This window comes from Streptomyces sp. NPDC089919 (assembly GCF_040684615.1).
Classification (GTDB): domain Bacteria; phylum Actinomycetota; class Actinomycetes; order Streptomycetales; family Streptomycetaceae; genus Streptomyces.
Window position 1 is genome coordinate 1 of record NZ_JBFBGK010000137.1, and the last position, 18,665, is coordinate 18,665.

14 protein-coding genes are annotated in these 18,665 nt (G+C 74.4%); 7 read left to right on the forward strand and 7 right to left on the reverse strand.

Annotation, left to right across the window (positions count from 1 at the left end; all coding sequences use genetic code 11):
- Positions 1–727 precede the first annotated feature (727 nt).
- Complete coding sequence (locus tag AB0O40_RS34175) at positions 728–1,603, forward strand: alpha/beta hydrolase (RefSeq protein ID WP_365049506.1); 876 nt, start codon at positions 728–730, stop codon at positions 1,601–1,603.
- A gap of 59 nt (positions 1,604–1,662) precedes the next feature.
- Here the strand turns inward: AB0O40_RS34175 and AB0O40_RS34180 are convergent, their stop codons facing one another.
- Positions 1,663–2,232: a hypothetical protein gene (locus AB0O40_RS34180; RefSeq protein WP_365049508.1), complete on the reverse strand. Its 570-nt coding sequence runs from the start codon at positions 2,230–2,232 to the stop codon at positions 1,663–1,665.
- Positions 2,229–2,606 (reverse strand): PadR family transcriptional regulator, encoded by a 378-nt coding sequence (locus AB0O40_RS34185; protein WP_365049510.1) that lies wholly within the window; start codon positions 2,604–2,606, stop codon positions 2,229–2,231. Before AB0O40_RS34185 ends, AB0O40_RS34180 begins: the two co-directional genes overlap by 4 nt.
- 216 nt (positions 2,607–2,822) lie before the next feature.
- Here AB0O40_RS34185 and AB0O40_RS34190 point away from each other — a divergent pair, with 216 nt between their 5' ends.
- Positions 2,823–4,796: an Ig-like domain repeat protein gene (locus AB0O40_RS34190; protein ID WP_365049512.1), complete on the forward strand. Its 1,974-nt coding sequence runs from the start codon at positions 2,823–2,825 to the stop codon at positions 4,794–4,796.
- Between the two features lie 95 nt (positions 4,797–4,891).
- On the opposite strand, the gene AB0O40_RS34195 is transcribed toward AB0O40_RS34190, so the two are convergent.
- Positions 4,892–6,175: an adenylosuccinate synthase gene (locus AB0O40_RS34195; RefSeq protein ID WP_365049514.1), complete on the reverse strand. Its 1,284-nt coding sequence runs from the start codon at positions 6,173–6,175 to the stop codon at positions 4,892–4,894.
- A 185-nt stretch (positions 6,176–6,360) separates the two neighbouring features.
- Here AB0O40_RS34195 and AB0O40_RS34200 point away from each other — a divergent pair, with 185 nt between their 5' ends.
- The gene (locus AB0O40_RS34200) at positions 6,361–7,236 is read left to right on the forward strand and encodes a diacylglycerol kinase (RefSeq protein WP_365049527.1); all 876 of its coding nucleotides are present in this window, start codon (positions 6,361–6,363) and stop codon (positions 7,234–7,236) included.
- A gap of 85 nt (positions 7,237–7,321) precedes the next feature.
- Here the strand turns inward: AB0O40_RS34200 and AB0O40_RS34205 are convergent, their stop codons facing one another.
- From AB0O40_RS34205 to AB0O40_RS34220, 4 genes are all read right to left on the reverse strand, one after another.
- Positions 7,322–8,539 (reverse strand): cytochrome P450, encoded by a 1,218-nt coding sequence (locus AB0O40_RS34205; RefSeq protein ID WP_365049516.1) that lies wholly within the window; start codon positions 8,537–8,539, stop codon positions 7,322–7,324.
- Positions 8,540–8,575: 36 nt separating this feature from the next.
- On the reverse strand, positions 8,576–9,235 hold the full coding sequence (locus AB0O40_RS34210; protein WP_365049518.1) for a response regulator transcription factor: 660 nt from the start codon (positions 9,233–9,235) through the stop codon (positions 8,576–8,578).
- The gene (locus AB0O40_RS34215) at positions 9,232–10,530 is read right to left on the reverse strand and encodes a histidine kinase (protein ID WP_365049529.1); all 1,299 of its coding nucleotides are present in this window, start codon (positions 10,528–10,530) and stop codon (positions 9,232–9,234) included. The genes AB0O40_RS34210 and AB0O40_RS34215 overlap by 4 nt, the downstream gene beginning before the upstream one ends.
- Positions 10,531–10,702: 172 nt before the next feature.
- A complete protein-coding gene (locus AB0O40_RS34220; RefSeq protein ID WP_365049520.1) occupies positions 10,703–12,421 on the reverse strand; it encodes a protein kinase in 1,719 nt (572 codons plus the stop codon).
- A gap of 387 nt (positions 12,422–12,808) precedes the next feature.
- Here AB0O40_RS34220 and AB0O40_RS34225 point away from each other — a divergent pair, with 387 nt between their 5' ends.
- From AB0O40_RS34225 to AB0O40_RS34240, 4 genes are all read left to right on the forward strand, one after another.
- Positions 12,809–14,170 (forward strand): aspartate aminotransferase family protein, encoded by a 1,362-nt coding sequence (locus AB0O40_RS34225; RefSeq protein ID WP_365049521.1) that lies wholly within the window; start codon positions 12,809–12,811, stop codon positions 14,168–14,170.
- A gap of 134 nt (positions 14,171–14,304) precedes the next feature.
- Positions 14,305–14,994, forward strand: a complete 690-nt coding sequence (locus AB0O40_RS34230) for a GntR family transcriptional regulator (protein WP_365049523.1) — start codon at positions 14,305–14,307, stop codon at positions 14,992–14,994.
- Positions 14,995–15,077: 83 nt separating this feature from the next.
- A complete protein-coding gene (locus tag AB0O40_RS34235) occupies positions 15,078–17,495 on the forward strand; it encodes a dolichyl-phosphate beta-glucosyltransferase (RefSeq protein WP_365049531.1) in 2,418 nt (805 codons plus the stop codon).
- 172 nt (positions 17,496–17,667) lie between these two features.
- Positions 17,668–18,318, forward strand: coding sequence for a hypothetical protein (locus AB0O40_RS34240; protein ID WP_365049525.1), 651 nt, complete (start codon positions 17,668–17,670; stop codon positions 18,316–18,318).
- The last annotated feature ends 347 nt before the right edge of the window (positions 18,319–18,665 follow it).

Below are 18,665 nucleotides of genomic sequence, written 5' to 3' on the forward strand. Positions count from 1 at the left end.
GGCGGTCGGGATGTGTGGGTCCCCGCGTCGCTTGACGGGGGCGGCCTGCAGGCCCTGCGGCAGGCCCACCCCTGGGACTTCGCGGCTTCGCCGTGGCCCTCCGGGCCGTCCCAGGCCCGGGCCTGCCTCCGGTCCAGCCTGCCACCCCCTCCCCCAGCTACCGCTGGGAGGTGCCCCCAGCACCGCTCCCCACACATCCCGACCGCCCGTCGCGGGGCGTACAGGTACGGCGTGGTGGGGGAGTGGCCTGTCCAGCCTTGCCGGGTGGGTCCGGCACCTCCAGCCTCGCTGGGTGCACCTCCCAGCGGTAGCTGGGGGAGTTTGAGGCGCGGGGGTCCGGGGGCGGAGCCCACGGTTTCGGGAAGGGGCGGGGAGGGGACGGCTCCGCGCAGCGGCCACCCCCCCACCGGCCCCCACCCAGGCCGCAGCCCTGCGGGGCGGCCACCCCGCCGCGCCCGACGGCCCCACCCCGACCGAACGGTCCAGCGGATCCTGATAGCGTCCCGCTGCCCGCCCGGTACGGGCACCCGTACCCACGGACCCGTACCCATGGGCACCCGTCCGACGGGCTCCCGTACCGACGGACCCGTACGTACGGGCTCCCGTGCCGACGGGGCTCCCGTACCCACGGGCACCCGTACCGACGGGCACCCGTACCCACGGACCCGTACCGAAGGGCACCCGTACCCACGGGCAACCCACCGGCCCGCACCCGAAAGGCACCCGCATGACGGACCCCGCCGTGGAACGGGACGCCGAAGAAGCGGCGTCAGCCTTCTCGCACCCGCGGGTCCCCCCGGACGCCACGGCGGCGTACGGCGACCACCCCGACCAGGTCGTGGACTTCTACGCCCCCCGCGCCCCGGCCGGGGCGACGGCCCCCCTGGTCGTGGTGCTGCACGGCGGCGCCTGGCGCGCCCCCTACGACCGGGCGCACATCACGCCGCTGGTCGACCTCCTGGCCCGGCAGGGCTTCGCGGTGGCCAACGTCGAGTACCGGCGCGGGAGTTCCGTACCGCACCAGGGCGCGGAGGGGCCGGTGGCCGGCCGCTGGCCGGAGACCTTCGACGACGTGGCGGCCGCCATGGACGCGCTGCCCGGGCTGGCCGCGGCCGCGCTGCCCGCCGCCGATCTGCGGCGGACCGTGGTGACCGGGCACTCGGCGGGCGGGCACCTGGCCCTGTGGGCGGCGGCCCGGCACGTGCTGCCGGCCGGTTCGCCCTGGCGGCTGGCCGGGCCGCCGCAGCTGCGCGGGGTGGTGGCGCTGGCGCCGATCGCGGACTTCACGGTCGCGGAGGAGCTGGGCGTCTGCGGCGGGGCCTGCGGTCAGCTGCTGGGCGGGCCGGAGCGGTTCGAGGGGCGGCTGGCCGCCGCCGATCCGGCCCGGCTGCTGCCCACCGGCATCGCCACGACCGTGGTGCAGGGCCGGACGGACATCGTCGTCCCGCCCGCGGTGGCGGAGTCGTACGTCGCCGCCGCCGCGCAGGCCGGCGAGACGGTGGGGCTGACCCTGCTCGACGGGGTGGGCCACTTCCCGCTGATCGATCCGGCGGCGGACGCGGCCGCGGTGGTCGCCGAGGAGATCGCCCAGCTGGCCTGGTGACCTCGGCCGGCCGGGCCGCACCCCCAGGAGGTCCAGGCTCCGGCCGCCCCCCGAGGGGATCAGGCCCGGGCCGCGCGGGAGAGCGAGACCGCCCCGCAGAGCGGGACCACCAGCAGCGCCGCCATCAGGAGCAGCAGCTCCAGGGCGCCCACCCGGCCGGCCAGCAGCAGTCCGCCGGTCAGCGCCAGCAGCGGGGTGCCCGCGCTGGTCGCGGTGCCGAGGGCCTTGCGGCGGCCGTCCCAGGCCGGCGAGGTCCAGAGCAGGCCGAGGCCCACCAGCAGGGTGACCCCGCCGACGGCGGCGTTGGTCAGGCAGAGCAGGCCGCTGACGGCGAGCAGGACGACGGTGACCCGGGTCAGGCCGGACTTCTGCGCCACCAGGGCCGTCCGGGTCGGGGCCGCCGCGCGCGGCAGCTCCTCGGCGAAGGCGGAGGCGGCGACCGTGCGCGGGTCGCCGAGCCGGCCCAGGACCTCCCGGATCCGCGCCTCGTCCCCGGCCTCGCCGCTGGACTCGATGTGTTCGCGCAGGTCGGCCAGGAGTTCCGTGCGGCGCTCGGCCGGCAGCGCTTCGGTCTCGGCGGCGACGGCCGCGAGGTAGTCCCGGACGAGCGGGTGTTCGGTGGTCATCATGAACGCTCCCCGTGGGTGTGGGTCAGGAAGTGGTCGACGCCGTCGCGGAAGAGCGGCCAGCCCTGCGCGAACTCGGCGAGCGCCCGGCGGCCGGCGTCGGTCAGGACGTAGTACCGCCGGGGCGCGCCGCCCTGGGGCGACTCGCGCAGCTCGGTGTCGACCAGCTCGTCCCGGCGGAGCCGGGACAGCAGCGGGTAGATCGTGCCCTGGCTGGTGGTCATGACGGAGACCGCGGCCAGCTCGTCGAGGATCTCCACGCCGTAGCGGGGTCCCTCGCGGAGCACCGCGAGCACGCAGTACTCCAGCACCCCCTTGCGGAGCTGACTGGGCACGCGACCGGAGGTCTCTTCATTCCTTGCGTTGCCAGGAATCATGCAATGCAAGATAGCTGGCGGTGGAGCACCCCACAAGACCCGCCGAGCCCGTTCCGGCCGCCCCTCCCCCCCGCGGTTGGCCGAAATGCATGCCGTAGCCTGCGGGCACGGTCGCGCGCCCGCGCACCGCCCGGACCGGGCGGCGTTGCCCGGGGCGGCGGCCGCGTCATAGCGCCCGCCCCGTCAGGGACGGGCCGTTCAGGGGGGTAACACATCGTGCGTACGCGCACTTTCACGGCCGCGACGGCACTGGGAGCCGTCCTCGGCTCGGCCGTGCTCGCGGCCGGTCCGGCCGCGGCCGACAGCCACACCGAGATACCCGTCAGCCGGGCCAGCGACGTCGTCGCGGACGGCGTGCACCACCGGGTCTTCGTCAGTGCCGGGGGCGGCCAGTCGATCGTCGTCACCGACTTCGCGGGCAAGGTCGTCGGGTCGGTCCCCGACCTGCCGTACGTGAGCGACCTCGCGCTGAGCCGCGACTCGGCCACGCTCTACGCGGCCGTCCGGGGCGCCGACAAGATCGTCGCCGTGGACACGGCCACCCTCAAGGTGACCGCCTCCTACCCGACCGGCGAGCGTTCCGAGCCGTCCCAGGTCGCGGTCGGCGAGCAGGGCCGCGTCTGGTTCTCCTTCGGCGACCAGTGGGACGCCGGGCTCGGCTCGATCGACCCGGCCGGCCAGGACGCACCCGTCATCACGAAGTACAGCGACGAGCAGGCCGGCCGCAACTTCGCCGGCCCGCCGCTGCTGCGCACCGACCCGAAGGCACCCGGCCGGCTCGTCGCCCTCGACCACGGCATCAGCTCGGGTCCGATGATGGTCTACGACACCACCGGCACCGCCCCCGCCGTCAGCGTGCAGGAGGAGAAGGGCGGCTTCTACTACGACGCGGCCTTCGCCCCCGACGGCGCCAGCCTGTTCGTGGCGGGCTCGGACCACGGGATCGTCCAGTACCGGCTCTCGGACCTCAAGCGCATCGGCTCCTACCCGATGGCCGAGCAGCCGAGCAGCGTCGCTGTCGCCCCCGACGGCACCGTCGCCGCAGGCTCCGACGGCTTCGGGGAGAACGCCGATCTCACGGTCTTCAGCCGGGGCGCCGACAAGCCGGCCAGCCTGCGCAAGCTCTCCTCCCAGTCCGGCGTGGCCCGGCGCGGGCTCGCCTGGGCACCGGACGGCGGCGCGCTGTTCGCCGGGAACGACCAGTGGGACGGGGTGAGCACCCTCTTGAGCGTGCTCGACCACCCGCGCCGCTACGAGACGACGGCGACCCTGACCGGACCGGCCACCGCCGCCCGTGGCGCCGCGCTCACCCTGACCGGTCGGATCGGCGCGAACCTGCCGCTGCCCGCCGGGACGCCGGTGACGGTCACCCGGACCGACATGGAGTCTCCCCAGGGCAAGGCGCTGCCCCCGGTGAAGCTGGACGCCAAGGGAGCGTTCAGCGTCAAGGACACCCCGCCGGCCGGCGGCCAGGTCACGTACCGGATCGGGTACGCCGGTGACGACGCGTACGCCGCCGCCCAGGCCTCCTTCCCGGTGACCGTCTCGAGGGCCGCGGCCACCCTGACCCTCGGCAACAACAACAAGACCTTCGAGTACGGCGCGCAGGTCTGGTTCATCGCGCACCTGGGCCCGACGTACAAGAACCGCACGGTCGAGCTCTGGGCCGACCCCTTCGGCGGCGACAAGCCCAACAAGCTGATGCACCGGGCGCTGGTGGACGCGCGCGGGAACATCGGCGTGCGGCTGACGATGACCCGGGACACCACCGTGGTCGCGTCCTTCGCCGGTGACGCCAGGTACGCGCCCAAGAAGGTCACGATCACCGCGCTCGCCAAGGTCAAGGTCGCCACCTCGCTCAGCGGCCACTACAAGACGGCGGCCATCGGCGGGGTCTCGTACCGCTGGTTCCACAAGACCACCTCGCCGGTGGCGACCAGCACGATGACCTACTACCCCGGGCGCAAGGCGCGTTTCGAGCTGGAGGTCTACTCGGGCGGCCGCTGGCACGCGGCGAACCCGGAGTACTTCAAGCTGGGCACCGACGGCAGGGCCGCCGTGCGGTTCGGCGCCCCCCGTGAATCGGGCATCCGGGCCCGGGTCCGCTCGGGTTACATCAACGTCGGCTCGGGCGACTACGTGAACTCCACGACCCTCTCGGCCTGGCAGTACATGTACTTCTCGAACTGACGCCGCGCGTCACCGGGAACGGAAAAGGGTGGGCCCCGCCGCACGGCGGGGCCCACCCTTTTCTCGTCCTGCGCCTTCGACCGGATCCCGGTCGATCAGATGAAGGAGTTGATCTCGATGGTCTCGGTGCGGCCGGGGCCGACGCCGATGGCGGAGATCGGGGCGCCCGACATCTCCTCGAGGGCCTTCACGTACGCCTGCGCGTTCTTCGGCAGCTCGGCGAAGGTCTTCGCCTTGGTGATGTCCTCGGACCAGCCGGGCAGGGTCTCGTAGATCGGCTTCGCGTGGTGGAAGTCGGTCTGCGAGTAGGGCAGCTCCTCGACGCGCTTGCCGTCGATCTCGTACGCGACGCAGACCGGGATCTCCTCCCAGCCGGTCAGCACGTCCAGCTTGGTGAGGAAGAAGTCGGTCAGGCCGTTCACACGGGTGGCGTAGCGCGCGATCGGCGCGTCGAACCAGCCGCAGCGGCGGTCGCGGCCGGTGGTGACACCGCGCTCGCCGCCGATGCGGCGCAGGTCCTCGCCGTCCTGGTCGAACAGCTCGGTCGGGAACGGACCGGCGCCGACGCGGGTGGTGTAGGCCTTGAGGATGCCGATGACGCGGCTGATCTTCGTGGGGCCCACGCCGGTGCCGGTGCAGGCGCCGCCCGCGGTCGGGTTCGAGGAAGTCACGAAGGGGTACGTGCCGTGGTCGACGTCGAGCAGGGTGCCCTGGCCGCCCTCGAAGAGCACGACCTTGTCCTCGTCCAGCGCGTTGTTGAGGATCAGGGTGGTGTCGGCGACGAAGGGCTTGATCTGCTCCGCGTACTGGAGCATCTCCTCGACGATCGCGCCGGCCTCGATGGCGCGGCGGTTGTAGAGCTTGGCGAGCAGCTGGTTCTTGCCCTCCAGCGCCGCCTCGACCTTCTGGGTGAGGATCGACTCGTCGTAGAGGTCCTGGACCCGGATGCCGACGCGGTTGATCTTGTCGGCGTAGGTCGGGCCGATGCCGCGGCCGGTGGTGCCGATCTTGCGCTTGCCGAGGAAGCGCTCGCCGACCTTGTCGAGGGTGACGTTGTACGGCGTGATCAGGTGGGCGTTGCCGCTGATCAGGAGCTTGGAGGTGTCCACGCCGCGCTCGTTGAGACCGCGCAGCTCGGAGAGCAGGACCGCCGGGTCGACGACGACGCCGTTGCCGATGACCGGGGTGCACTCAGGGGTGAGGATGCCGGAAGGGAGCAGGTGCAGGGCGTACTTCTGGTCGCCTACGACGACCGTGTGGCCGGCGTTGTTGCCGCCCTGGTAGCGGACCACGTAGTCGACGGAGCCACCGAGGAGGTCGGTGGCCTTTCCCTTGCCCTCGTCACCCCACTGGGCTCCGAGCAGCACAAGAGCGGGCACAGGCGTACACCTCTTCCGGATGGGGCATGTCCAAGGTCAGGGGGCGTACGACGATGTACACCGCAGGCTGAGCCGTCGGACCGGTTGCCCCGGAATAGACGAAGCCCCTGGCGCAATAGCGCAAGGGGCTCTTGCACAAAGATGCTACCCGAGGAAGGACCGAGGTGTCGGCTCCAGAGCCCACCATGAGCCGTGCGGGCGCGGCGGAGGCCGGCCTGCTCGTGCTGGTCGACCCGGTCGCCCGCCGCCTGGACGGCGAGTCCGTGCGGATCGCGAAGGACGTGCTGAGCGCCGGGGCGGCGGCCAAGATCTGCCTCCCCGAGGGCCCCGAGGAGTTCGCGCGGGCGCTCGCCCGCCGGGGCCATCGCCGGCCGGTGATCGTGGGGGACGACGGCGCGCTGGCGCGCGCGGTCGCGCTGCTGCACCGGGAGCGGGAGCTGGGCGAGGGGGCGCTCTCGCTGGTCCCGGTGGGGTCTCCGGGGGCGCTGGCGGTGGCCCGCTCACTGGGCGTGCCGGGCAGTGCGGTGCTGGGCGCCCGGGCGGCGCTGGACGGCGTGGTGCACCCGATGGACCTGCTGGTCGACGACAGCGACGGCGTGGTGCTGGGCGGCCTGCGGATCCCGCCGCTCGGCGGCCCGGGCGCGCCCGGGCCGGGACCGGACGGCGAGGCCGGGGCCGGCCCCGGGCCGGTCCGGGAGGTCGCCCCGGCGGGGGCGCCGGGGCCCTCGCTGTGGAGCGCCTGCCGTTCCCTGGTGCGGACGCTGGTGCGGCCGCCGGTCGGCGGGCACGCCGGGTACCGGCTGCGGGTGGAGGCGGACGGCGTGCTGATCAGCGATGTGGACCGGCCGGTGCGGGACCTCTCGCTGGCCGGCCGCGGGGGCCTGGTCGAGGTGACCGTGCACACCGGCGGCTCGCGGGAGCCGCTGACGGCCCGGGCCCGCTCGGTCACGGTCTCGGGCACGGACTTCCGCTACCGCGCCGACCACCGGGTCACCGGCCCGGTCCGCCGCCGTACCTGGACCCTGCGCCCGGGCGCCTGGGGGCTGACCCTGCCCCGGTAGGGCCGGGGCCGCCGGGCCCGGGAGGCCGGACCCGGGCCGTGGGCCCGGGAGGCCGGCCCCGGTGGCCGGTGTGTCCGCGGCCGCCTCAGAACTCCACCAGCAGCTCGTCCAGCCCCCGGATCACGTACCCCTCCCGCCACCGCGGCTCCTTCACCAGCCGCATCGGCGGGACCTCCGGCGCCAGCAGCGCGCCGAAGGACGCGGCCAGCTCCAGCCTGGCCAGCGGGGCCCCCAGGCAGTAGTGGATGCCCGCGCCGAAGGTGATGTGCGGGTTGTCGGTGCGGACCAGGTCCAGTTCGTCGGGGCGGGCGAACCGCGCCGGGTCGCGGTTGGCGGAGCCGAAGAGCAGCGCCACCTCCGAGCCGCGCGGGATGACCGTGCCGCCCACCTCGATGTCGTCCAGCACCCACCGCTCGAACATCTGGAGCGGCGTGTCGAACCGCATCAGCTCCTCCACAGCTGTGGACAACACCGCCGCCGGGTCGGCCCGCAGCGCGGCCAGCTGGTCCGGCCGGCGGAAGAGCGTCCACCAGCCGCCCGCCGTGGTGTTGACCGTCGCCTCGTGCCCGGCGTTCAGCAGCAGCACGCAGGTGGAGACCATCTCCTGCTCGGTCAGCCGCCCGTCCTCGTCATGGGCGGCGATCAGGGCGGAGATCAGGTCGGCGTCCGGCTCCCGCCGCCGCTCGGCGATCAGCTCCCGCAGGTACGCGTCGAACTCGACGCAGGCGCGGACCGCGGCGCGGGCGGTCTCCGGGCCCGGGTTCAGCTCGTACATCCCGCAGATCGCGGCCGACCAGGGCCGCAGCAGCCCCCGGTCCGCCTCGGGCACGCCCAGCAGCTCGGCGATCACGGCCACCGGCAGCGGCTCCGCCACCGCGGTGACCAGGTCCCCGCCGCCCTCGGCGAGCAGCGCGTCCACCAGCCCGCCCGCGATCCGCCGCACGGTCGGCGCCAGCCGGTCCACCATCCGCGGGGTGAAGGCCTTGGCCACCAGCCGCCGCACCCGCGCGTGGTGCGGGTCCTCCAGGTCCAGCAGGCCGTTGCCGTTCAGGACGTGGAAGGGCTCGTGCTCCGGGGGCGGCGGGGTCCGGCCGAACTCCTCGTGGCTGAAGCGGTGCAGGTAGGTCCGGCCCAGCCGGCGGTCCCGCAGCAGCGCGCTCACGTCGTCGTAGTGCGGGATCAGCCACTGCCCGGTCGGTTCGAACCACACCGCCCGGCCCTGCCGGCGCAGCCGTGCGTAGGCGGGATAGGGGTCCGCGACGAAAGCGGCCGACCACGGATCGAACACAGCGGCATCGTCCATGCCCCGACGCTACCCCGCCACCGGCCGCCGGACGGCTCAGCCCGGGGTCACCAGGCGGGCCTCGTAGGCGAAGACGGCCGCCTGGGTGCGGTCCCGCAGGCCCAGCTTCACCAGGATGCGGCTCACGTGCGTCTTGATCGTGGACTCGGCGATCACCAGCCGGTCGGCGATCTCGGCGTTGGACAGGCCCTGGGCGATCAGCACCAGCACCTCCGTCTCCCGGTCGGTCAGTTCGGCCACCGACGTCCGGTCCGCGGGCCGCGACACCTCGGAGAGCTTGGAGAACTCCGAGATCAGCCGCTTGGTCACGGAGGGGGCCAGCAGCGCCTCCCCGGAGGCCACCACCCGTACCCCGTCCGCCAGCTGACGGGCCGAGGCGTCCTTGAGGAGGAAGCCCGAGGCCCCGGCCCGCAGCGCCTGGTAGACGTACTCGTCGAGGTCGAAGGTGGTCAGTACCAGCACCTTGGCGTCCGCGTCCGCCGCGACGATCTCGCGGGTGGCCTCCAGGCCGTTGAGCACCGGCATCCGGATGTCCATCAGCACCACGTCCGGCCGCAGCGCCGCGACCTGGGCGATGGCCTCCCGGCCGTCGACCGCCTCGCCGACCACCTCGATGTCCGGCATCGCACCGAGCAGGACCGAGAATCCCTCGCGGACCATCATCTGGTCGTCCACGATGAGGACTTTGATCGTCATGCGCCGTCCTCGTCGGCCCGCGGGCGCACGGGTATGAACACCGCGACCTCGTAACCGCCGTCCTCGGTGGTCCCGGCGGTCATCTCGCCCTCGAGCATCGCCACCCGCTCCCGCATTCCCGTGATGCCGTGTCCCGCGCCCGGCGAGGGCCGGACGTCCCCCGTCGGGGGACCGTTGACGATACGCAGGCCCAGGCCGCCCAGCACATAGCCGATCTCCACCGTGGCGCCCGATCCCGGCGCGTGCCGCAGCGTGTTGCTCAGGGCCTCCTGGATGATCCGGTAGGCCGACAGCTCCACGCCCTGGGGCAGTTCCCGGACCGCACCGGTGACGGCCTTCTCCACCGGCAGCCCCGCCTCGCGGACGTTGGCCAGCAGGGCCTCCAGCGAGGCCAGGGTGGGCTGCGGGGCCTCCGGGGCCTCGTAGTCCGCGGACCGGACCACGCCCAGCACCCGGCGCAGCTCGGTCAGCGCGGCCACGGCGTTCTCCCGGATGGTGACGAAGGCCTGCTCCAGCTCCGGGGGCGGGTTCTGCACGCGGTAGGGGGCCGCCTCCGCCTGGATCGCGACCACCGACATGTGGTGCGCGACCACGTCGTGCAGCTCCCGGGCGATGGTGGTGCGCTCCTCCAGCAGGGTGCGCTTGTCCCGCTCCACGGCGGTGACCACCTGCTGGGCCGTCACCTCCTGGGTGGCCTCCTTGCGGATGTGCCAGACCGCGACGACCAGCAGGGCCAGGGCGGAGACGAAGGCCATCTGCGTGACGTTCGAGCCGGTGCCGTAGTCGTTCCCGAAGGCCACCAGCACCGCGCCGGCCAGCACCGACAGCAGCCACATCCAGCCCGCGACCCGGCGGTTGGTCCGCAGCGAGACCACGACCATCACCGTGAGGTGCGCGAACAGGCAGGGCGGCGTCCACGGCCAGAGCCCGCTGCCGGTGTTCACGGAGGAGAGCACGCTCACCACCCCGAGCGAGAGCCACCAGGCCCCCACCGGGCGCAGCAGGGTGGTGGCCACCGCCGCGGCGGGCATCAGCCCGGTCAGCGCCCAGGTGTCCGGCCCCATCATGTAGCCGCCGAACACCCAGGCCAGCCAGACCGCGAAGAGGGCCGCGCCCAGCACCACCGCGTGCGGGGTCCAGGCGGCGTACGGGCGGATCCGGTCCGGGAGCATCCGGGCCAGCGGTCCGTCCGTGGCCATCGGGCCCAGCGGGCGGAAGGCGAAGGCGTCGGTGAAGAGGTCCTTGCGCAGGCTGCCCAGCAGGCCCGCGGCGATCCGCACCTCGGGCGGCGGCATCGTCTGGGTCCGGGTCCCCCCGGTGGATTTCTCGGTCACACCACGAACCGTAGGCGGCCGCCGCGGTCCCCCGCGTCGGGCCCCGAGCGGATTTCCCGGCCTCCTCCTCGAGGACTACCCCGGGGCCTCCGGTAGCCCGTGGGACGGACCGGCGCCGGCCGGCCGGACACGCCTACCGGTCCCGGACGTAGCGCAGCGGGGGCTTGCCGCTGTCGACCAGTTCGCGCTCCAGCGTGCCGTCCGGGCGCAGGGTGAGACGGCTCCACGGCCCCGGGCCGCAGGTGGCCGGGTCGCCGGAGGCCACCTGCGAGGGGGCCAGTTCGACCGGGGGACCGGCCGAGCGGAGCGCGGCGGTCCAGGTGCAGGTGTACGCCGGATCGGTCTTGGTCAGGGTCATGACCTGCTCGCCCACCGCGCCCGCCCGCAGCTCCAGGCGCCAGGTGCGGGCCGCGCTGTGCCAGCTCCCGAGGTAGGCCTCGGGGATCCCGCCGGCCGCGGCGCCCACGCCGCCAGTGGTCCCGCCGGTGGACCCGGTGCCGGCCGGGCCCGGCGATCGGGCGGCGGTCGGGGCCGGGACCGGGCCGTCGTCGGGGTGCCGGTCGTTCATGAACGCCCAGACCGAGCCGCCGGTGAGCACCGCGACGACCACCGCCACGGTCACCAGGAACACGGTCGAGCCGGTCCGCCGGCCGTCCGCCTCCGGCGCCGCGGTCCCGTCGGCGGCGTCGTCGTACCCGTACCCGTACGGACCGGGGTACGTGCCGCCGGGCCGGTCGCCGGCCGCCGGGCCGCCGAAGGCGCCCGGGCTCGGGCCGTAGGCCCCGTACCCGCCCGGTCCGTACGGTGCCACGGGCGCCGGGGCGGAGGTCCGCTGGGCGGGTACGGCGGGCACGGCGGGCCGGTCCGGTGCCGCGGGGGCGGAGCCCGGCTCCGGGACGATCACCGTCTCGCGGACCGGTCCGGCGTCCTCCCGGTCCAGCAGCCGGACGGCGTGCCGGCCCAGCTGCGCCACCAGCGGCGCGGGCAGCCAGGGCTCCAGGGCCTTGCCGTCCGCGACGGTCTCCCCGGCGCCCACCCGCGCCAGTACGTCCGCCGGGGTGGGCCGGGCCCCCGGGTCCTTGTGCAGGCAGTCCCGGACCAGCCCCCGCAGCGGCTCCGGTACGCCCGCCAGCTCCGGCTCCGCCTCCGCGATCCGCAGCAGCAGCGCGGCCGGCCCGGCGCCCGCCCCGCCCGCCTCGCCGAAGGGCAGCACCCCCGAAGCGGCGTACGCGAGGACCGACCCGAGGCAGAAGACGTCGCAGGCGGCGGTCACCGGCTCGCCGCGGACCTGCTCCGGGGCCAGGAAGCCGGGCGAGCCGATCAGTTCCCCGGTGCGGGTCCAGCCCTTGCCGTGCTCGTCCTCGTCCAGCGCCCGGGCGATCCCGAAGTCGATCACCCGGGGGCCGTCGAGGGTGACCAGGACGTTGGAGGGCTTCAGGTCGCGGTGCACCAGTCCCGCCGCGTGCACGTCCCGGAGGGCGTGCGCGAGTCCGGCGGCCAGGATCCGCACCGAGCGCCCGGGCAGCGGACCGTGCGTGCGGCCCACCACCGTCCGCAGGTCCGGGCCCGCCACGTAGCCGGTGGCCAGCCAGGGCACCGCGGCCTCGGTGTCCGCGTCGAGCACCGGCGCGGTCCACTCGCCGCCCACCCGGCGGGCGGCGGCCACCTCGCGGCGGAAGCGGTCGCGGAACTCCGGCTGCCGGGCCAGGTCCTCGTGCACCAGCTTCACGGCGACGGTCCGGCCGCGCGCGGAGCGGGCCAGGAAGACCTGTCCCATGCCCCCGGCGCCCAGCCGCGCCAACAGCCGGTAGTCGCCTATCTGTTGCGGATCACCGAACGCCAGCTGGTCCATGGCCGATCGGTCCCTCCCCCCAGGATGTGCCGACCGGCCCGACGATAGCCCGGACCCACGGATTCCGGCCGTCCGCAGTCCGGAAGACGCCCCCGGCCCCCGTTCAGTTGCGAGCCCGGCCCGCCCCGGGCTGTCACAGGCCCGTGACACGGTCCGGACGGTCCGCGGATGCAAGATCCATAACGTGTGCCGTGGAGCCGGCCGAACCGCCGGCGCCGGCCGGACCAGTCAGCGGCCCCAGGGGGACGGGGCCCCGCAGACCGCTCTCCCACGGGGGGAGAGCGACCCGAGGGGGCCGTCGCGGCAGACACTCTGCCGAGGCGGCCCCCTCGTGGGCTTACAGGACGCCGATACCGGCTCCCACCTGCGCACTCCTACCCTGCACGCATGACCCCTCAGCCTGATCCGCAGACCGGCGCGGCCGTCAAGGCCGCCGACCGGGCTCACGTGTTCCACTCCTGGTCCGCCCAGGCCCTGATCGACCCGCTCGCCGTGGCCGGGGCCGAGGGGTCGTACTTCTGGGACTACGACGGGAACCGCTACCTCGACTTCTCCTCCCAGCTGGTCAACACCAACATCGGCCACCAGCACCCCAAGGTCGTCGCGGCCGTCCAGGAGCAGGCCGCCAAGCTCTGCACCCTGGCCCCCGGCTTCGCCGTGGAGTCGCGCTCCGAGGCCGCACGCCTCATCGCCGAGCGCACCCCGGGCGAGCTCGACAAGATCTTCTTCACCAACGGCGGCGCCGAGGCCGTCGAGAACGCCGTCCGGATGGCCCGGCTGCACACCGGCCGCCACAAGGTCCTGAGCACCTACCGCTCGTACCACGGCGCCACCTCGGCCGCGATCAACCTGACCGGCGACCCCCGCCGCTGGCCCTCCGACCAGGGCGCCGCGGGCGTCGTGCACTTCTGGGGGCCGTTCCTCTACCGCTCGCCCTTCCACGCCACCACCGAGGCCGAGGAGTGCGAGCGCGCCCTGGCGCACCTCGAGGACACCATCGCCTTCGAGGGCCCCGCCTCGATCGCCGCGATCATCCTGGAGACCGTGCCCGGCACCGCCGGCATCATGATCCCGCCGCCCGGCTACCTGGCGGGGGTGCGCGCGCTCTGCGACCGGTACGGCATCGTCTTCATCCTGGACGAGGTCATGGCGGGCTTCGGCCGCACCGGCCGGTGGTTCGCCGCCGAGCACTGGGACATCACCCCCGACCTGCTGGTCTTCGCCAAGGGCGTCACCTCCGGCTACGTCCCGCTCGGCGGGGTCGCGATCTCCCCGGAGATCGCCGAGACCTTCGCGAACCGCCCCTACCCGGGCGGCCTGACCTACTCGGGTCACCCGCTGGCCTGCGGTGCCGCGGTCGCCACCATCACCGCCATGGCGGAGGAGGGCATCGTCGAGCACGCCGCCCACCTCTCCGAGCACGTCCTCGGCCCCGGCCTGGCGGAGATCGCCGAGCGGCACCCGTCGGTGGGCGAGGTGCGCGGCCTGGGAACCTTCTGGGCGCTGGAGCTCGTCAAGGACAAGGAGACCCGCGAGCCCTTGGTCCCCTACAACGCCGCGGGTGCCGACAACGCACCGATGGCGGAGTTCACGGCCGCCTGCAAGAAGTCGGGCCTGTGGCCCTTCGTCAACATGAACCGCACGCACGTGGTCCCCGCCTGCAACATCACGGAGGCGGAGGCCAAGGAGGGCCTCGCCCTGCTGGACGAGGCGCTGACGGTCGCCGACCGCCACACCACCGCAGGCTGATTCCGGCCGGTCCCCCGGGGATCCGGCCCGACTCCGAAGCGGGACGGTCTGCACGATATCCGCGCAGACCGTCCCGCGCTTTGCTGCCCCGGCTGGCCTAAGGTGTCCGAAGCCCTACAAAGGAGACGGACCCCATGGCCGGCAGCGGCGCTGTCACCCGCAACACCCTTCGTCAGCAGATCGCGGACGCGCTGCGCGACGAGGTGCTCGCGGGCCGGCTGCCCCCCGGCACCGAGTTCACCGTCAAGCAGATCGCCGAGCAGTACGAGGTCTCCGCGACCCCGGTCCGCGAGGCCCTGGTGGACCTCGCCGCCCAGGGGCTGCTGGAGTCCGTCCAGCACCGCGGCTTCCGCGTACGGATCTTCACGGTCGACGACTTCCGCACCATGGTCGAGGCCCGCACCCTGATGGTGGACGGGATATTCCGGCGGCTCGCCGAGCGCGGCTCCGGACCCGGCGCGGGCGAGGCCCTGGTGTCCGTGCGCCGCCGCGCCGACGAGGCCCGGCGGGCCGCGCTCAGCGGCTCGCTCGAGGTACTGATCGGCTACGACCTGCGCTTCTGGCGGGAGCTCAGCGGCCTGGTCGGCAACGTCTACATCTCCGAGTTCCTGCACCGCATCCGGGTGCAGTGCTGGGTCTTCTCCGTCCCCTACCTGCTGCGCCAGCCCGACCTGCGGGAGGGGCTGTGGTGCGGCCACGGCGAGCTGGTCGACGCGGTGACCCGCGGGGACGCCGACGAGGTCCGCCGCCTGGTGCACGAGTACAACGAACACGGTCTGACCTGGGCCGACGGCCTCGGCCTCGACAAGGTGGCCGGCGCGTGAGCGCCACCGTCGGCGCCCCGGGCCCGGCCGCCCCCGAGCCGGCGGCGGCGCCCGGCCCCGCGGCGGGCCCCCCGGGCCGCTGGCTGGGCCCCGTCGAGCTGAGCGTGGTCGTCCCCGCGTACGACGAGGAGGCCCGGATCGGGCCCACCCTCGAAGCCCTCCGCGCCCACCTCGACGCCCACCTCGGCACCGGGCCCGGCGCCTGGGAGCTGATCGTCGCCGACGACGGCTCCACGGACGGTACGGCCGACCTGGTACGGGCCGCCGCCGCGGCCGAGCCGCGGATCCGGCTGGTGGGCACGGACCGCAACCGCGGCAAGGGCGACGCCCTGCGCCGGGGCGTGCTGGCCTCCACCGGCCGCCGGGTGCTGCTCACGGACGCCGACCTGGCCACCCCCGTCGAGGAGCTGGGCCACCTGGAGAAGGCCTTCACCGAGCAGGGCGTGGAGGCCGCGATCGGCTCCCGGGCCCACCCCGACTCCCGGATCGAGCACCACCAGGGACGGCTGCGCGAACTGCTCGGCCGGGCCGGCAACCGGCTGATACGCGCCGTCGCGGTACCGGGCGTCCGGGACACCCAGTGCGGTTTCAAGCTGCTCGAGGGGGACCGCGCGCGGGCCGCCTTCGGGGCCTCCCGGCTGGACGGCTGGGGCATCGACGTCGAGATCCTGCAGTACTTCCGGCGGCAGGGCTGGCCGGTGGCCGAGGTCCCGGTGCGCTGGTCGCACCAGGACGGCTCCAAGGTCAGGCCGGCCGACTACCTCAAGGTGCTCGGCGAGCTGGCCCGGCTGAAGGCGGGCACGCTGGCCGTCGCCGGCCTCTACCTGCTCGGCTCGCTGCTGCTCTACAAGGGGCTGTGGGCCGGGGTGGGCAGCCACTACCTCGCCGACTCCGGCTCGGACCAGAACCAGTGGGAGTGGTTCTTCGCGGTCACCGCCGACAACGTCTCCCACCTGCGCAATCCGCTCTTCACCACGCTCCAGGGGATGCCCGACGGGGTCAACCTGATGGCGAACACGGTGATGCTCGGGCTGTCGGTGCCCCTGACGCCCGTGACGCTGGCCTTCGGGCCCGGGCTGACCTGGGCGCTGGTGCTGACGCTGGGCCTGGCCGGCACCGCGCTGGCCTGGTACTGGCTGATCCGGCGGTGGCTGGTGGCGAGCCGCTGGGCCGCCGCGCTGGGCGGGGCGCTGGCCGCCTTCGCGCCGCCGATGGTCTCGCACGCCAACGCGCACCCGAACTTCTGCGTGCTCTTCATGATCCCGCTGATCGTGGACCGGGCGCTGCGGCTGTGCGGGGGGCGGCGGGTCCGGCGGGACGGGGTGCTGCTCGGGCTGTTCGCGGCGTACCAGGTGTTCCTCGGCGAGGAACCGTTCCTGCTCGCGGCGGTCGGCATGCTGCTGTTCGCCGCGGCGTACGCGGTGGCCGACCCCCGGACGGCCCGGGCGGCGGCCCGGCCGCTCCTCAAGGGGCTCGGCATCGCCGCGCTGGTCGCGCTGCCGCTGGTCGCCTTCCCCCTGTACTGGCAGTTCTTCGGGCCGCAGAGCTACCACTCGGTGCTGCACGGCGACGCGGCCGGCAACAGCCCCCGGGCGTTCGTGGAGTACGCCCAGCGCTCGCTCTTCGGGGACGAGGCGCAGGCCGACAAGCTGGCCCTGAACCGCACCGAGCAGAACGCCTTCTACGGCTGGCCGCTGATCGCGCTCTGCGCGGCGGTCGCCTGGTGGCAGTGGCGGCGGGCCGCCGTGAAGGCGCTGGCGGTCACCGCGCTGGGCGCGGCCTGGCTCTCGCTGGGCCAGCGGATCCGGATCCCCGGCACCGACCTGGTCGCGCCCGGCCCCTGGCGGCTGCTGGCCCACCAGCCCCTCTTCGAGTCGGTGATCGAGGGACGGGTGGGCATGGTGTGCGCGCCCGCGCTCGGCGTGCTGGTCGCGCTCGGGGCGGACCGGATCCTGGCCCTGCCGGAGGTGCGGCAGCGGCGGCTGGGGATGGTCGCGGTGGCGGCGGCGCTGCTGCCGATCGTCCCGACGCCCTTCCCGGTGCGGGACCGGGCGCCGGTACCGGCCTTCATCGCGGACGGCACCTGGCGGCAGTACCTGCCCGAGGGCCGGTCGCTGGTCCCGGTCCCGGTACCGGACCCGGCCGGATCCGACGCCCTGCACTGGCAGGTCGAGGCCGGCCTGGGCTTCCGGATGCCCGGCGGGTACTTCAACGGGCCCTGGGGACCGGACCGGATGGGCATCTACGGCGCCACCCCGCGCTGGACCTCCAACATGCTCTCGGACGTCCGGTACGGGAAGCCGGCCCCGCACATCGGCCCGGCCTGGCAGGCCCAGGCCCGCAAGGACCTGCGCTGGTGGAAGGCGGGCCTGCTGGTGCTGCCCCAGGACCAGGAACGGGCCCTGGAACTGCGGGACACGGTCACCAAGCTGCTGGGACGCCCCCCGCAGAAGGTCGAGGACGTCTGGATCTGGAAGGGCCCCTTCCCAGAACCCGAGTAGCCGCGGCGGCCCGGTTCGAGTAGACGCGGTCGGCCGGGGCACCCTTCTTCCGGTGGGGGTGCGGCCTCCGGCCGGGTTCCGTCCGGTGCGCACGGACCTGTTCCGGACCCCTTCGCGCGGGGTGCCGGGCGCACTACGCTGTGGCGATCGGCGGACAACGATGGGAGCCCGTGTGGCCTGTGACCTGTGGCTGGTCCCCCTTGTCGACGTGCTGTGCCACAGCCCCGACAACCCCTTCGCGGAGGAGATCTCCGCGTACGACCGGGCGCTGGCCGAGGCCGGGCTGCCGGCCGTACCGGTCTTCGCCTACATGCCCGGGCTCTCGGGCGACGTCGCACCGGTGGCGGGCTTCGACTACGACGCCCTGCACTTCCTGCGGCGGGCGTACCTGCTGCACCTGTGCGGGCTGCCGGTGACCCCGGTGGACGAGCTCGGCGGCGACTACGAGCAGCTGCTGGAGATGTTCGAGGCCACCGCCCAGCAGTCCCACCTGGTCTGGCACTACGACCACGCGGGGGCGTACGTCCCGGTGGACTTCCAGGTGCCGCTGGCGACCGAGGAGCTGCTGGCCGGCGGGGGACCGCTGGGCTCGGCGCAGGGGCTGCTGCGGGAGCTGCAGTTCGTGGCGCCGGTGATCGGCATCGACCCGGGCAACCCGCCCGCCCCGCCGGCACCCCCCGGCCGCCCCACCTCCCTGGAGGAGCCCGCGGGCCCCATCCCCTACGACGACAGCCCCTTCGCCCGCGAACGCCACGTCTGGCTGGGGCTGCACGCGGCGGCCACGAGGAGCCTGGGCCAAGGCTCCATGATCATCTTCAGCTGACCCCCTGCCGTCCGACGGCAGCCGCTTGGCCCCCGGCCTGGCCGTCGGGTCCCCGGACCCGCGGTCGGGCTCCGGCCCCGTCGTCGGTCCCCGGCCGGTCCGTCGGTCCGTCCGTCGGTCCCTCGGCCCGTCCGTCAGCCCCCGGCGCCGGTTCCCGGCCCCTGCGCCGGGTCCCCGGCCCCGCTGTCGGTCCTCGGCCGGCCGGGGGGCCTGTCGTACCCGGCATACCCAGCCTCGCCGGCGTTTGAGGCGACCGTCGCGGCAGCGGCGGTGCGGGGGCTCCGGGGGCGGAGCCCACCGGTTTCGGGAAGGGGCGGGGAGGGGACGGCTCCGCGCAGCGGCCGGGC